We start from the raw sequence: 14,930 nt of genomic DNA on the forward strand, positions 1-14,930 counted from the left end.
TCGCCCCTCAAACCCGCCGCACATCATCCCTTGGTGTAGACTTTCCCATCGTGATTTTGGAGAGGATCGCGCAAGAGCCTAAACATAATGGCAAAACAGGGCAGTTCCTTGGCCTCGGGAAACACAACCCATCACAAGGACGCCAGCGTCGCATCTTTTTGACGGTTTCGCGACCATGATTGTGGCTGCTCCGATAGTCGAGCTAAGGACTTCACGGCCAACCTGCCTGAAAAATGGGCATCTGCGCCGATTTGACCCGGTCTTTCTGCCGGCCTTGATTTGATCGATGCAGGCCTTGATGCAATAATTCCGGCTATCACAGCACTTCTGACGTCTTGAGAGCGCTGCCGCCGCGGCGCGCTGAGCCTAGAAAAGTCGGCCCCATTCTTGCTTACATCTTGGACCAGGCGCTGTCGTCAGACTGAAACCTTCATTCCAACTGAGGCGATAACACATGTGCGGATTGTGCGGCGAGATCACGTTTGACGGCTCGCCCGCGTCGGTCGAAGCCATGGACGCCATGACCTGCTCGATGGTTCCGCGGGGGCCCGACGGGGGCGGAATCGTGTCCCGCGGCACGTTCGCCTTCGGCCATCGGCGCCTCAAGATCATCGATCTGTCGGAGCGCGGCCAGCAGCCCATGGTCGATTCCGAACTCGGTCTCACGCTCGTCTTCAATGGCTGCATCTACAATCACAAGGATCTGCGGACCGAGCTCGAAGCACAGGGCTACCGGTTCTTTTCGACAAGCGACACGGAAGTCGTCCTAAAAGCCTGGCACGCCTGGGGTCCCGAGGCGCCGAAGCGCTTCAACGGCATGTTCGCCTTCGTGGTCTACGAGCGCGACACGGGCCGCGTGGCCATGGGCCGCGACCGGCTCGGCATCAAGCCGCTCTACTACACGCTGAACGACAAGCGCCTCCGTTTCGCGTCGACGCTTCCTGCGCTCGTCGCCGCGGGCGACGTGGACACGGCCCTCGATCCGGTGGGCCTCGCCCACTACATGACGTTTCATGCGGTCGTACCGCCGCCGCACACGATCCTGCGCGGGGTGCGCAAGCTGCCGCCCGCGACGCTGCGTCTGATCGAGCCCGACGGCAGCTTCAAGGACATCCAATACTGGGACCTCCGGTTCGAGCGCTCGGCCGAGGATCTGGCGATCAGCCATGCCGAATGGAAGGATCGCGTCGGTGCAGCGCTGCGCCGGGCGGTCGACAGGCGGATGATCGCCGACGTTCCGGTGGGCGTGCTGCTTTCGGGCGGCGTCGATTCCAGCCTGATCGTGGGCCTTTTGGCCGAGGCCGGCCAGCAGCACCTCAAGACCTTCTCGATCGGCTTCGAAGCCGCGCATGGCGAAGCGGGCGACGAGTTTCAATATTCGGACATCATCGCAGAGCATTTCGGCACCGACCACACCAAGATCATGATCCCGACGGAGCACATGCTCGAGGCCCTGCCGGACACGATCGGTGCCATGTCCGAGCCCATGGTGTCCTACGATAATGTGGGCTTTTACCTTCTCTCCCGCGAAGTGGCGAAGCATGTGAAGGTCGTGCAGAGCGGCCAAGGCGCCGACGAGGTGTTCGCCGGCTACCACTGGTATCCGAAGCTTGCCACCTCGAACGACGTGCTGACCGATTACAGGGCGCTGTTCTTCGACCGGGGACGCGAAAAGCTCGCCACCCATCTCAGCGAGGTCTGGATGGCCGAGGAGGACGAGCCGGCGCGCCTGGTCGAAGCCCACCTCATGAAAGAGGGCGCCGAAACGCCGCTGGACCGCGCCTTGCGCATCGATACCACGGTGATGCTCGTCGACGATCCGGTGAAGCGCGTCGACAACATGACGATGGCCTGGGGGCTCGAGGCCCGGGTGCCGTTCCTGGATCATGAGCTCGTGGAACTTGCCGCGCGCGTGCCGCCGGAAATGAAGCTCAAGGACGAAGGCAAGGGCGTGCTCAAAGATGTGGCGCGGGATGTCATTCCCTCGTCGGTGATCGACCGGCCGAAGGGGTATTTCCCCGTGCCGGCGCTGAAATATATCGACGGCCCCGTGCTGGACATGACGCGCGACGCGCTGTCCTCCCGGGCGCAAAACGAGCGGGGCCTGTTCCGGTCCGAATATCTCGGCCGTCTGTTTGCCGACCCGAAAGCGCACATTACCCCCTTACGCGGATCGGAACTTTGGCAGTGTGCGTTGTTGGAGCTCTGGCTTCAGACCCACAACCTCTAGGCACCGGCATGAGTACGGAAAAGAACAGCCCCGAAAGCGCTAGTCAGGACAGCGCTCCGCGCGGCACGACGCCGCGCGCGAACCTGTCTCCGAAAGGTGCGCTCCAGAGCGACGTTGCGTTCGATTGCGGCTGGGGACGGCTCTTGTTTGGCCAGACGTTCACGAAAGCATCGGACGTGGCCAATTGCCTGCGCGCGGAGGGACCGGGGCGGCGCGATATCGCGTTTTACATTCTCGATCCCCATGTGGTGCTGGCCGCGGCGCCCCAGGAACTGTTCTTGGACCCGTCTCATACCTATCGGCTCGATCTCAAGAAGTACCAGCCCGCGCGACCGCGCCGCACCGCTTTCATAATCAGGCGGCTGAACTCGCTCCAGGACGCCGAAGAGATCAATCGCATCTATGCGGCGCGTCGCATGGTGACGATTGCACCGAACTTCTTCTGGGAGCATCGCGACAGCGAGGCCATCACCTATCTCGTGGCCGTGGACGATCAGACCAAGGCGATCGTCGGCACCGTCACGGGCGTGCATCACAACGCAGCCTTCGGCGACATCGAGAACGGCTCCTCGCTTTGGTGCCTCGCCGTGGACACCCAGTCCACGCTGCCCGGCATCGGCGAGGCGCTCGTGCGTGCTCTGGCGGAGCACTTCAAGGACCGTGGCTGCGCCTATATGGACCTGTCGGTCCTGCACGACAACAAGATGGCGATCGCGCTCTACGAGAAGCTGGGGTTCATCCGCTGGGCCACCTTTACGGTCAAGCGCAAGAACGTCATCAACGAGCAGCTCTTTACCGAAAGCTCCGACGAATACGACGCGCTCAATCCTTACGCTCGCATCATCGTGGACGAAGCGCATCGGCGCGGCATCGGAGTCGAGATCATCGACGCCGAAGGTGGATTCTTCCGGCTGACCCATGGGGGACGCTCTGTGGCCTGCCGCGAGAGCTTGACCGCGCTGACCACCGCCATCGCCATGAGCATCTGTGACGACAAGCGGGTCACGCGGCGCATCGTCAGGGCCGCAGGCGTGCGCGTGCCGGAGCAGATCACGGTGGACGACGACGACACCGCACGGGCCTTCCTGGGGCACTACGGGTCGGTCGTGGTGAAACCCGCCCGTGGCGAGCAGGGAAAAGGCATCGCGGTCGGCCTGACGAACTGGGACGATACGAAGGCGGCCATCGACTATGCGAAGACGCTGTGCAACGAGGTCGTCCTGGAGGAGTTCGTCGCGGGCGTGGACCTTCGGATCATCGTCATCAACTACCGCGTGGTCGCGGCGGCGATCCGCAAGCCGGCGACGATTATCGGCAACGGCAAATCGACCGTGCGCGAGCTCATCGAGCGTCAGACGCGCCGGCGGCTGGCGGCAACGGGTGGAGAGTCCGCCATTCCCATGGACGCGGAGACCGAACGCTGCCTCGCCGCGGCCGGCTACACCTACGACGACGTTCCCGAGGTCGATGCCTCGATCGCGGTGCGCAAGACCGCCAACCTGCACACGGGCGGCACGATCCACGACGTGACCGGGATTCTCCACCGGACGCTGATCGAGGCGGCTGTGTCGGCGGCGCGGGCTATCGAAATTCCGGTGACCGGTATCGATTTCATGGTGAAAACGCCCACGGAGCCGGATTACTGGTTCATCGAGGCCAACGAACGCCCGGGCCTCGCCAATCACGAGCCGCAGCCGACCGCGGCCCGTTTCGTCGACCTTCTCTTCCCCCAGACCGTACCGGCGACGGTGCGCAAAGCGCTTCAAATGTAAGCGACCTCGTACTAAACCGATAACCAATCCATAAGGGGCGCCCCGCCACGGCAAGCGCTCCAAGCAACGGGGCTTGCGTGATGACTATTCTTCATATCGATCTCGACTACCTTGCCGCCACGCTCGAAACCTTCCTCAGCATTCCGAGCCCCACGAGCTATACCGACAACGCCGTGCAGTGGTGCGGCCAGGAACTGGACCGGCTCGGGATCCCGTTCGAGGTGACGCGCCGCGGCGCCATCCGCGCCGTGCTGCGAGGCAAGGAGCGACGCCCCGCCCGCGCCATCGCCGCCCATCTCGACACGCTCGGCGCACAAGTGAAGGCGCTCAAGAGCAACGGCCGGCTGGCGGTCGTCCCCATCGGCTATTGGAGCGCGCGTTTTGCCGAAGGGGCCCGCTGCACGATCTTCACCGAGCGCGGCAGCTACCGGGGAACCATCCTGCCGCTCATGGCCTCCGGGCACACCTATGGCGACAAGGTGGACGAACAGCCGATCGGCTGGGCCCAAGTGGAAATTCGCGTGGATGCGCGCTGCTCGAACGCCGAAGAGGCTCTCAGGCTCGGGATCGATGTCGGCGACATCGTCTCCATCGATCCGCAGCCAGAGTTCCTGGAGAACGGGTTCATTTGCTCGCGCCATCTTGACGACAAGGCCGGCGTGGCGGTGATGTTCGCCGCCCTGAAGGCCCTGATCGATGTGAAGGATCAGCTTCCAGTCGACGTCTATTTTCTCTTCACCATCGAGGAAGAAGTCGGCATCGGCGCCGCCAATATTCTGACCGAGGACATCGCCTCGCTCATCGCGGTCGACAACGGCACGTCGGCGGCCGACCAGAACAGCTCCGAGTTCGGCGTGACGCTGGCCATGGCCGACCAAAACGGTCCGTTCGATTATCACCTCACGCGGAAGCTCGCGCGCCTATGCCGCGAGGACGACATCTACTACCAGAAGGACGTCTTCCGGCATTACCGGTCCGACGTGGCCTCGGCCGTCGAGGCCGGTCACGACGTCCGCACCGCCCTGATCTGTTTTGGCGTCGACGCCTCCCACGGGTGGGAGCGCATTCACGTTCACGCCCTGCGGTCCCTGGCCGAACTCATCACGGCGTATCTGCTGAGCCCGATTGCCTTCTGGCGCGATGCCGAAGAGGTGGGGACCCTGGAGGACTTCACCAGCCAGCCGACCGAGAAAGCACGGCAGAAACTGTCCTCGGACGTGCGCATGGACGAAATCGAAGACGAGGCCCTCGAGGACTAGGCGGCGACCCTGTCGGGGACGCCCGGGACGCCGGACCGCGCCGGTCTGCCGGGCGTCGCCGTCCGCTCTATGGATTTGGAGCCCTGCGCCGGGCCAGCCGCCCCGCGACCATAACGCGCAACGGGCGCGCCTCACTGAATCCGAAGTGTCATGTTGCACCGGTAGTTTCCAGCGTCACAAGCATATCGAGCCATTTCATGTTTTCACTTGCAGGAAAAAAGGCCCTCGTCCTTGGGGTCGCAAACGAGGACTCCATCGCCTTTGGCTGCGCGAAGGCGTTTCGCGACCAGGGCGCGGATCTCGCAATCACCTATCAGAACGAACGCGCCGAGCAATTTGTGCGGCCGCTGGCGGAGAAGCTCGGTACGGAGATTCTGCTGCCTCTCGACGTTCGGGAGGACGGCCAGTATGGCCAGCTCTTCGACCGGATTCGTCAGATCTGGGGCCATATCGATATTTGCCTGCATTCCATCGCGTTTTGCCCGCGCGAAGATCTCCACGGCCGCGTGGTGGACTGCTCGCGCAACGGGTTCATCACGGCGATGGACATCTCGGTCTACTCCTTCATCCGGATGGTCCGCCGCGCCGAGCCGCTGATGCGCCATGGCGGCAGCTGTATGACGGTGTCCTTCTTCGGGGCTGAAAAAGTTGTTGAGAACTACAACATCATGGGGCCGGCAAAGGCCGCGCTCGAGTCCGTCACGCGCTACATGGCTGCCGAACTGGGGCCCAAGGGCATCAGCGTCAACGCCCTCTCTCCCGGGCCCTTGAAGACCCGGGCCGCATCGGGAATTTCGCGCTTCGACGAATTGATGAACGAGGCAGCCTCGCGCGCTCCGACCACTCATCTCGCCTCGATCGAGGATGTCGGTGCGTATGCGGCCTTCCTTGCCAGCCGCGAGGCGGAGAACGTCACCGGCGGCGTCCACTACATCGATGGCGGATACCACATTGTCGGATGACGCCACGAACGGAGCGAACGGATATTCAAACAGCCGCGACGCTTATGCCCGTCACGCGGCGGAAGACCTGAATCGGGCACAGGAGCAGGCGAAGCTCCTCGGCGACCTCGCCGTGCAACATGGCTCGGAGCTTTCGGAAAAGGCGCGGACGGTTTGGAGCGAGCTGACCACGGACTGGGTCGCGGTGAGCACCGGCCTCGCGGGTCCACAGGCCGCCGCCGCCCTTGCCGCCTATTGGAAAGACGCCGCCCAGCGTTGGGTGCTGACCCTCGACACGCTGCGCCGCCGCGGCGATGCGTGCGCCGCCCGCGAGGCGGAGGGTTTCACGCCCGTGCTCGCGTTCGACTACGAGATCGTCGTCGACGGGCGCTTGCTGGAACGGCCGGCCAACTATGCGCTGGTCCGCATCGTTCCGCCCGAGGGTACGCCCCCGCCACGGGACGACCGCCGCCCTTGGGTGATCATCGACCCGCGCGCCGGTCAGGGCAGCGGGATCGGCGGCTTCAAGAGCGAATCCGAAGTGGGCGAGGCGCTGCGCGACGGTCACCCCGTCTACTTCGTGATCTTCTTCCGCGACCCGGAGCCCCGGCAGACCCTGGCTGAAGTGTGCGCTGCGGAGGCGGAGTTCCTGAAAGCGGTGCGCGAGCGGCACCCCAAGAGTTCCAAGCCTCTCGTCACGGGCAATTGTCAGGGCGGCTGGGCGGCCATGATCCTCGCCGCGACTCATCCGGACCTGATGGGCCCGGTCGTGATCGCGGGCACGCCCCTGTCCTATTGGGCTGGCAAAGTCGGGCGAAATCCCTTTCGCTATCTGGCCGGCATCGAGGGTGGTGCGGTCCCGGCGCTACTGACCTCGGATCTCGGTGCGGGCAAGTTCGACGGCGCGACGCTCATCCACAATTTCGAGCAGCTCAATCCCGGCAAGACCATCTGGCGCAAGAACTACGACATCTTCTCCAAGATCGATTGGGACTCCGAGCGTTATCTGGATTTCGAGCGCTGGTGGTCCGGCTTCTATTTCATGAACGCGGCGGAGATCCGTTGGATCGTGGAAAACCTCTTCGTCGGCAACAAGCTGGTGCGCGGCGAGGCCATGCTTGACGACGGCACGCCGGTGGACTTGACCCGCATCGAGTCGCCGGTCGTCGTGTTCGCCTCCCACGGCGACAACATCACGCCGCCGCAGCAAGCCTTGTTCTGGATCGCCGATCTATACGAGTCGGTCCAGGAGTTGCGCGCGCGCGGTCATGTCATCGTCTACACGCTGCATGACAGTATCGGCCATCTCGGCATCTTCGTGTCCGCGCAGGTGGCGAACAAGCAGCACAAGGAGATCGCATCGGTCGTCAAGACGATCGAGTCCCTCGCGCCGGGTCTTTACGAGATGTTGATCCACGAGGGGGATGGGCCGCCGACAGTGTCGTTCGAGGCCCGCACCATCGACGATATCCTCGCGCTTGGCGGCGACCGGAAAGAGGAGCCCGCGTTCGCCGCTGTCGCGCGCCTATCGGAATGGGCGGTCAAGTCCTACGAGCTGACGGTGCAGCCGATCCTTCAGGCGCTCGTCACGCCGGAAGTGGCGGAGACCTTGCGGCGCCTTCATCCGATGCGTCAGCAGTACACCTTCTTCTCGAGCGACAACCCCCTGCTCAGCGACATCGCCTCGCTCGCCGAGACGACGCGCGAGACGCGAGCGAAAGCCGACGAGGACAACCCATTCCTGCAGTTGGAGCGCTTTGCGGCGACCGCCGTTGAACAAAGCCTCAACCTTGCTCGCGACATGCGTGACGCTTGGATGGAACTCGCCTTCCTCGGTCTTTACGGCAACCCTTGGATGATGCGGCTTGGAGCCACATATCAGTCGCGCCCGCAGGAGCATAACATTCGAAAACTGCCTCAAGTTCGAGATGCCGTACAAAGAGCCGAGGCGGGAGGCTATAAGGAAGCAATCGTTCGTATGCTCATCCTTTTGGCACGTGCGCGCGGCTCCGTCCGGCGCGACCGGCTGGAGCGGACAAATCGCCTGCTGCATTCGCGCGCGCCCTTCGATACGATGACGCCGGATCAGCGCGCTCGCCTCATTAGTGAGCAGAACATGATTGTCGAATTCGCGGGCGAGGGCGCAGTGTCGTCTCTCCCGGTTCTCCTGCGCGACGATGTCGATCGTGTCCGCGCGGTCAACCTCGTGTTCGATATTGTCGGTCCCATCGAGGAAATGGACGGCCGGACGATCGCCATGTTCAAGCAACTGCAATCAACTTTGTACACCATGGCCCGGGGCTGGAAAGAACCGGCCGCAGGAAAGAGCAACGGTGTGGCGCCTGACGTTCGGGTCGGCGCCTAAGACGGCGGGAGCCTTGCCGGAGCAAGCGAGCGATTAGGCAGCGGAATGCAGTAGACCCCAGGAGGCATACATGATCCGCGAGAACAAGCTCTACGACGAACTCAATGTTGGCGACACCGCGCAGGTCAAACGGGTGTGTACCGCCAACGACCTCTACGTATTTGCCCATGCATCCGGAAACCTCAACCCGCTTCACATGCCGGATCCGGACGACGACCAGACGGAGGCCGTGGCGCCGTCCATGTGGGTGGGCGCGCTGATCTCATCGGTTCTGGGCAATGTGCTGCCGGGACCGGGGACACTCTACCGCTCTCAAAGCCTCAGGTTTCTCGACCGCGCCCATGTAGGCGATGAATTGACGGTTTCCGTCACGGTGAAGGAAAAACTGCCTGACTCCATCGTTGCGATGGAGACCGTCGTCACCGGCCGGGGCGGCGAGACAGTCGCCGAGGGTGTCGCCGAGGTGTTGGCGCCGGAGCGAAAAGTCAGCGTCGACATGGAGGACCTGCCCGAGATCGTCGTGCAGCGGCATCAGCATTTCGACGAGTACATCCGCGCCTGCGAGGGGCTCGATCCGCTCGTGACGGCGGTCGTGGCGCCCGAGGAAAAAGAGTCCCTGGGCGGCGCACTGCTCGCGGCGGAACACGGCCTCATCCGGCCGATCCTGATCGGCTCCGAAACGCTCATTCGCCAGGCCGCCAAGGAGGCCGGCGAGAACCTTGGGCCGTACGAGATCATCGACATCCCCGATCATGTTGCCGCGGCCGGCAAAGCCGTCGAGCTTGTCCATGAAGGGCAGGCAGGCGCCCTGATGAAAGGCCATCTGCACACGAGCGATCTGCTGCGTGAGATCCTGAAGAGTAAGGGCGGGCTGCGCACGAGCCGCCGCATGAGCCACGCCTTCGTGATGGATGTCCCGGGTCTCGACCACCCGCTGATCATTTCAGATGCAGCCATCAACATCTCGCCGGATCTCACCACCAAAGTGGACATCACGCAGAGCGCAATCGACGTCGCGCGGGCGCTCGGCATCGAGACCCCCAAAGTTGGCGTGTTGTCCGCGGTGGAGACGGTGAACCCGCAGATCCCCTCGACGCTCGACGCGGCCGCTCTATCGAAAATGTCGGATCGCGGACAGATCAAGGGCGGCGTCGTCGACGGCCCGCTTGCCATGGACAATGCCATGGACGCGGAAGCCGCGAAGACCAAGGGCGTGACGGGGCTCGTGGCCGGTCATGCCGAGGTCCTGATCGTTCCCAATCTCGAAGCCGGTAACATGCTGGCCAAGGAACTGGCCTTCGTGGCCGGCGCCGAGGCGGCCGGTATCGCGCTCGGCGCATCCTGCCCCGTCATCCTGACCAGCCGGGCGGACGGCGAGAAGGCCCGGCTCGCATCCTGCGCCATCGCGGTGCTGTACCGGTACTGGCAGGAGCACGGCCAGCCCATCGGGGTCCGTCTCGCGGAGGCCGCGGAGTAATGACGCATATTCTCACGCTCAACGCAGGGTCCTCGTCCATCAAGTTCGCGCTGTTCGAGGCCGACACCCTCGAAGAGCGCGTCCGCGGGCAGGTCGAAGGCCTTGGAACCAGCCCTCGCCTGAGCGCCCGCGTTGCCGACGCGGAAAAGACCGAGAGCGATCTCGATGGGAACGCAGTCGGCGATCACGCCTCCGCGCTGGCGGCGATTCTCGCGCTGATCGAATCTCGGTTCTCGGGTGCCCGGATCAAAGCCGTCGGACACCGCATCGTCCATGGCGGGCCGGACTATAGTGCGCCCGTCGTCATCGACGAGCAGCGTTTCGCGGATCTGGAGAGGCTGATTCCGCTGGCCCCGCTGCACCAGCCCCACAATCTGTCAGGCGTCCGGGCCGCGCAGGCTGCCTTTCCGGAGGCCGTGCAGGTCGCGTGTTTCGATACGGCCTTCCACCGGCAGCATCCGTGGGTGAGCGATACCTACGCTCTACCGTTGGAACTCTACGACGAAGGCGTTAGGCGTTACGGCTTTCACGGCCTCTCCTACGAATACGTCACGCGCGCTCTAAAGCAGCTGGCGCCGATGCATGCGGCGGGGCGCGTGATCGTCTCCCACCTTGGCAACGGCGCCTCCATGTGCGCGATCCAGGGCGGGCAGAGCGTCGGCTCCACGATGGGATTCACGGCGCTGGACGGCCTTCCCATGGGCACGCGCTGCGGCCAGCTCGATCCGGGCGTGGTCCTTTATTTGATGGCGGAAAAGGGCCTCTCGGCAGCCGAGATCGAGAACCTCCTCTACAAGCAGTCCGGTCTCAAGGGACTGTCGGGGCTGTCGAACGACATGCGTGTGCTGGAAGAGGCCGGGACGGTCGAGGCGCGGCGCGCGATCGACTATTTCGTGTACCGCATCCGCCGGGAGCTGGGCGGCATGGTGGCGGTTCTTTCGGGTCTCGATGCGCTCGTCTTCTGCGGCGGCATCGGCGAGAACGCCTGGCGCATCCGCGAACGGGTCTGCCAGGACCTGGGCTGGCTTGGTCTTGAGCTCGACGAGACGCAGAACCGCGAGGGCGAGACGGTCATCTCGTCCTACCGTTCCCGTGTGCGGGTCTTCATCATCCGGACGAACGAAGAGCTCATGATCGCCGATCATGCCGCGAAGAAGGCCCGCAAAGCCGACGAGTCCGTTGCCGCCGCGTAGCGTTCTTCAGATTGCGGACGATGCGGCACAAGCACCACGCCCGCGCTTGAAAGCACCGGGTTGTATCGCCGGCTCCTATCACGATCGGACGGGCGCCGGCGGCATCTCGATTACCTCCTTTTAACATTCCATGCTAAAAGGATCGACGATTCAACGGGGATTCCACGGATGCGGTTTGGGTTCGGGTCAGTACGGCGCCAAGGTTCCGCCAAGCGCCAAGGTTCTGCCAAGTGCCATGGTTCCGCCAAGGGAGTCATGGCGTCTGTCGCCATCGGCGCCTTCCTGACGGGCGGCTTGGTCGCGTCCGGCGCGCAGGCGCAAGGCGTCCTGGTCGGGAGCCCGACGGGCGGGGAAACCACGGTCACGAAGAGCACGCTCGGCATCGGCGCTGCGGCCGTCGTCCAGCCGAAATACGAGGGCTCGAACGAAGTCGAAGTCATCCCCATCCCGGTGATCCTGCCGCAGTTCGTGGTGCGCGAAGAAGATCAGAACACGGTCCTGACCGAGGTGCGCAATCGCGTCGCCTTTCGGGGGCTCGACGACATCCGCATTCGCGTGCTTGGGGGCGACGTCTTTCAGGTCGGCGCGGTCACGGGCTACATCACGGATCGAGAGCAGAGCGACGGCGACTTGCTGCGGGGCCTCGGTGACGTCACGGGTGGACTGGTCCTGGGCGCCTATTCCGCCTTCACGTTCGGCGCGTTCACGTTCGACGCCGCCTATCTCGACAAGCTCACGGGCGATTCGGCCGGGCCGCAATATCGTCTTGGCATCGAGACGCAGCGGCGGTTGACGGACCGCGCCAGTGTCGGGATCCGCGTCGGCACCACGTTCGCGAGCGCCGAGTTCATGCAGACCTATTTCGGCGTGACGAAGAACCAGAGCCGCAAGTCCAAAGCGGGCCTTCCCGTCTACACCACCGATGGCGGCATCAAGGATGTCTTCATTGCCGTTGGCGGCACCTACGACATCAGCGACCGCTGGGTGCTCAAGGGCGGGGTGCGCTATGGCCGGCTTCTGGACGAAGCGGCCGACAGCCCCGTCGTCGAAACGGCCGATCAGGTTTCGGGAACGGTCGGGCTCGCCTACCGCTTCGACTGGAACCGCTAACCCTTCCGTCCCAGCGCGGCTGCACAAGTTCCGGACGTGCTACTCCGCAGCCGAGGGTACCTGGTTGGCCCCACGCAAGGGACCAAAGCCGCGGCCGGCCAGCGGATCCTTGGTGATGTCGCCGGAGATCGGCGGCAGTTTCAGGACATGCCGGAACCGTTGCAGCATCTCCAAGGTGCTCGGTGACATTTCGTCGATCGACCCGGGCACGTATTGCGCGACTTCGGCCGCGAGCTTCCGGTCCTCCGACGACTTCAGCAGGTCCGGCAGGGTCTGGATCGCCAGCTCGCGCTCGAACTGAACCACGAGCGTCTGTTCGTCGATGATCTGGCGCCGGCGGTCTGTGTTCAGCGACCGGAAGGGCTCGTCCTCGGTGAGCACCGCACCGGCCCGCTCGAGCCGGTCGCGCCGCACTTCGCCGCGCGAGTCCGCGAGCAGGATCAGCATACGGATGACCGCCTCCGTGAAGCCGCCCTCCGAGATATGCAGCAGCGCCGACTGAACCTCGGGCAGCGCACGAAGCTCCGCCTCGTTCTTGAGCGTCCGCCCCGGGAGGTTGGGCCGGCCGAACGCCGCGGCCCAGGGCGTCGCCCACATCGAGAAGAACATGTTCTCGTACATGGCATCGCGCATGTCGCGGACGAAGTCGATGGACTGTTCGAACAGCGCGGCGAACACGTTCTCGGCCTGTACGAACGGATTGTCGGGGGCGGCAGGCTCCCGTTCTTCCTTCGCTTTCTCGGCAAGACCCGTGACACCGGCCATCACGGGGTTGCGCCCCGACACCAGGCCCCGCTGCAGCCGCAAGGGATGCAGCATCCGGGCGAGCTCGGCGACGCCGGGATTGACCATGGCCTTCACGAAGGGCCGCAGGTAGAGATCGTAGAGTTGCGCCTGAATCTCCGACATGCGCGCCACCGCCGCGAACGGCTTCTCGTCTTCCCGGTTGTCGTCGAGCGCGCGCAGTTGATCGAGCGAGCGCTCATGGAAGCTGACTGTGAACTCGCGTCCCTCGCCATGACCGTGATAGTCGTCGATCTTCATTTCATAGAGGCCCGGCGCGAGCGACTCGATCGCTTCCATGGTGCCTGTCATTTCCGAATGCTCGCGCTTGGCGATCTTCGAGGACACGAAGATGCCGAGATGTCCGACCTGATCGTGGACCATGTAGATGATGCGCTGTCCCCGGACCCTGATCTCCGAGGAGTCCGCATAGCTGTCCACGATCCAGTTCAAGGCTTGCTGCGGCGGGGTGATGTTGTCGCCACGGCTCGCAAACACGATGATCGGCGAGCGGATATTCTTGACGTCGATATGGCGCCCGGGTTCGAGCGCGGCTTCGTTCTTGGCCAGCCGGTTGCCGACGAAGAGCTGCTCCACGATCCAGTGGATTTCAGCCTCGTTCAGCAGGAAGAAGCCGCCCCACCATTTCTCGAACTCCAGGAAGCGCTCGCGTCCCGTATCGACGCCACGATACAGGTCGAAATACTTGCCGAAGTAATTGCGGCTCGGGTTGAGCAGCTCGAAGTTCAGAACCAGATGGGCGCCGTCGAACACGCCGTCGCCCAAGTCGGACCAGAACATCGGCTGCCAGGTGCCGCCCAGAACGCCGCCATTGTAGCGCATCGGGTATTTGCCGACCTCGCCGCCCCAGGTCGAGACGGGCGATCCGTTCAGGACGATGGGCCCGGTGAGGTCGTGGTTCGTGGCCGCGAGAAGAAGCGTCGCCCAGCCGCCTTGGCAATTGCCCGTGATGACAGGCTTCGGAGACTGCGGATGGCGCCGGGCGACCTCGCGCACGAATTCGGACTCGGCGCGGGTGACGGCGGCGAGCGTCTGCCCCGGAACCGGCTCGCGCCGGAAGGCGACGAAATAGACCGGATGTCCCCGCGTCAGGGCGACGCCGACTTGACTGTCGGACTTGAAGCCGCCGATGCCGGCGCCGTGGCCGGCGCGCGGATCGATGATGACATAGGGCCGCGCCGTATCGTCGACCGTGACGCCCTCGGGCGGCAGGATCTTGAGCAGCATGTAGTTGCACGGGTGGGGCAGGTCCGCACCGTCGAGAACGACCTCGTAGTCATAGGTCAGGACGGGCGGGCATCCGGCCGCTTCGTGCTCCAGGAAGATGTCGCCGCGCTCGCGCAGGGTATCCAATGTGAGGACCGCGCGCTGGGAGCTGTCCTTGAGATAGGCCTGCCAAGCCTCGTTGAGCCCGTCCATGTCGGGGTTCGCCGAGAAGCCCTTGGCGATGTTCGACAGCGTGGCGAGCGAGTCTTTCAGGCGCTGCTGATGTTCGCGCGAGATGCGCTCCGCATGGGTCATCGCACTGCGCATCAGGAAGGTCTGCGTCGACTGCAGGCCATCGGAGAGTTTGGTGGCCGCCTCGACCCGCCGATTGAACATCACTCCCGGCGACTCCGAGACCGCCTTCGCGACGGAGTCGAACATGGATTCGATAACGTGATCGGATGTCGTGCCGGCTTCGGCAACAGGGTCGGTCATGGGACAGTGGGCCTTTGAGCTGCAAGTCTTTGCGACGCGAGGTAGACCGGACGATGCGTTGGTAGTGCCGTCGAGAGG

9 protein-coding genes are annotated in these 14,930 nt (G+C 64.0%); 8 read left to right on the forward strand and 1 reads right to left on the reverse strand.

Annotated features, from left to right (window positions below):
* Nucleotides 1–454: 454 nt before the first annotated feature.
* From AUC68_RS01095 to AUC68_RS01130, 8 genes are all read left to right on the forward strand, one after another.
* Nucleotides 455–2,230, forward strand: coding sequence for an N-acetylglutaminylglutamine amidotransferase (locus tag AUC68_RS01095; protein ID WP_069435958.1), 1,776 nt, complete (start codon nt 455–457; stop codon nt 2,228–2,230).
* Nucleotides 2,231–2,238: 8 nt separating this feature from the next.
* Complete coding sequence (gene ngg / locus AUC68_RS01100; protein WP_069435959.1) at nt 2,239–4,002, forward strand: N-acetylglutaminylglutamine synthetase; 1,764 nt, start codon at nt 2,239–2,241, stop codon at nt 4,000–4,002.
* Nucleotides 4,003–4,082: 80 nt separating this feature from the next.
* Nucleotides 4,083–5,261, forward strand: coding sequence for an osmoprotectant NAGGN system M42 family peptidase (locus tag AUC68_RS01105; RefSeq protein WP_069435960.1), 1,179 nt, complete (start codon nt 4,083–4,085; stop codon nt 5,259–5,261).
* Between the two features lie 197 nt (nt 5,262–5,458).
* Nucleotides 5,459–6,223: an enoyl-ACP reductase FabI gene (fabI, locus tag AUC68_RS01110; protein ID WP_069435961.1), complete on the forward strand. Its 765-nt coding sequence runs from the start codon at nt 5,459–5,461 to the stop codon at nt 6,221–6,223.
* Nucleotides 6,198–8,567, forward strand: coding sequence for a DUF3141 domain-containing protein (locus AUC68_RS01115; RefSeq protein ID WP_158008194.1), 2,370 nt, complete (start codon nt 6,198–6,200; stop codon nt 8,565–8,567). The genes fabI and AUC68_RS01115 overlap by 26 nt, the downstream gene beginning before the upstream one ends.
* Nucleotides 8,568–8,637: 70 nt before the next feature.
* Nucleotides 8,638–10,044: a bifunctional enoyl-CoA hydratase/phosphate acetyltransferase gene (locus AUC68_RS01120; RefSeq protein ID WP_069435963.1), complete on the forward strand. Its 1,407-nt coding sequence runs from the start codon at nt 8,638–8,640 to the stop codon at nt 10,042–10,044.
* A complete protein-coding gene (locus tag AUC68_RS01125) occupies nt 10,044–11,237 on the forward strand; it encodes an acetate/propionate family kinase (RefSeq protein WP_069435964.1) in 1,194 nt (397 codons plus the stop codon). The genes AUC68_RS01120 and AUC68_RS01125 overlap by 1 nt, the downstream gene beginning before the upstream one ends.
* Nucleotides 11,238–11,492: 255 nt before the next feature.
* A complete protein-coding gene (locus AUC68_RS01130) occupies nt 11,493–12,347 on the forward strand; it encodes a MipA/OmpV family protein (protein ID WP_069435965.1) in 855 nt (284 codons plus the stop codon).
* A 39-nt stretch (nt 12,348–12,386) separates the two neighbouring features.
* Here the strand turns inward: AUC68_RS01130 and AUC68_RS01135 are convergent, their stop codons facing one another.
* Complete coding sequence (locus AUC68_RS01135) at nt 12,387–14,852, reverse strand: DUF3141 domain-containing protein (protein WP_244500329.1); 2,466 nt, start codon at nt 14,850–14,852, stop codon at nt 12,387–12,389.
* Between the last annotated feature and the right edge of the window lie 78 nt (nt 14,853–14,930).

The organism is Methyloceanibacter methanicus, assembly GCF_001723285.1.
GTDB lineage: Bacteria > Pseudomonadota > Alphaproteobacteria > Rhizobiales > Methyloligellaceae > Methyloceanibacter > Methyloceanibacter methanicus.

Excerpts from the sequence above, each read along its gene's own strand:
- AUC68_RS01095 (WP_069435958.1), top strand. The coding sequence starts at position 455 with ATGTGCGGATTGTGCGGCGAGATCACGTTTGACGGCTCGCCCGCGTCG.
- ngg (WP_069435959.1), top strand. The coding sequence starts at position 2,239 with ATGAGTACGGAAAAGAACAGCCCCGAAAGCGCTAGTCAGGACAGCGCT.
- AUC68_RS01105 (WP_069435960.1), top strand. The coding sequence starts at position 4,083 with ATGACTATTCTTCATATCGATCTCGACTACCTTGCCGCCACGCTCGAA.
- fabI (WP_069435961.1), top strand. The coding sequence starts at position 5,459 with ATGTTTTCACTTGCAGGAAAAAAGGCCCTCGTCCTTGGGGTCGCAAAC.
- AUC68_RS01115 (WP_158008194.1), top strand. The coding sequence starts at position 6,198 with ATGGCGGATACCACATTGTCGGATGACGCCACGAACGGAGCGAACGGA.
- AUC68_RS01120 (WP_069435963.1), top strand. The coding sequence starts at position 8,638 with ATGATCCGCGAGAACAAGCTCTACGACGAACTCAATGTTGGCGACACC.
- AUC68_RS01125 (WP_069435964.1), top strand. The coding sequence starts at position 10,044 with ATGACGCATATTCTCACGCTCAACGCAGGGTCCTCGTCCATCAAGTTC.
- AUC68_RS01130 (WP_069435965.1), top strand. The coding sequence starts at position 11,493 with ATGGCGTCTGTCGCCATCGGCGCCTTCCTGACGGGCGGCTTGGTCGCG.
- AUC68_RS01135 (WP_244500329.1), bottom strand. The coding sequence starts at position 14,852 with ATGACCGACCCTGTTGCCGAAGCCGGCACGACATCCGATCACGTTATC.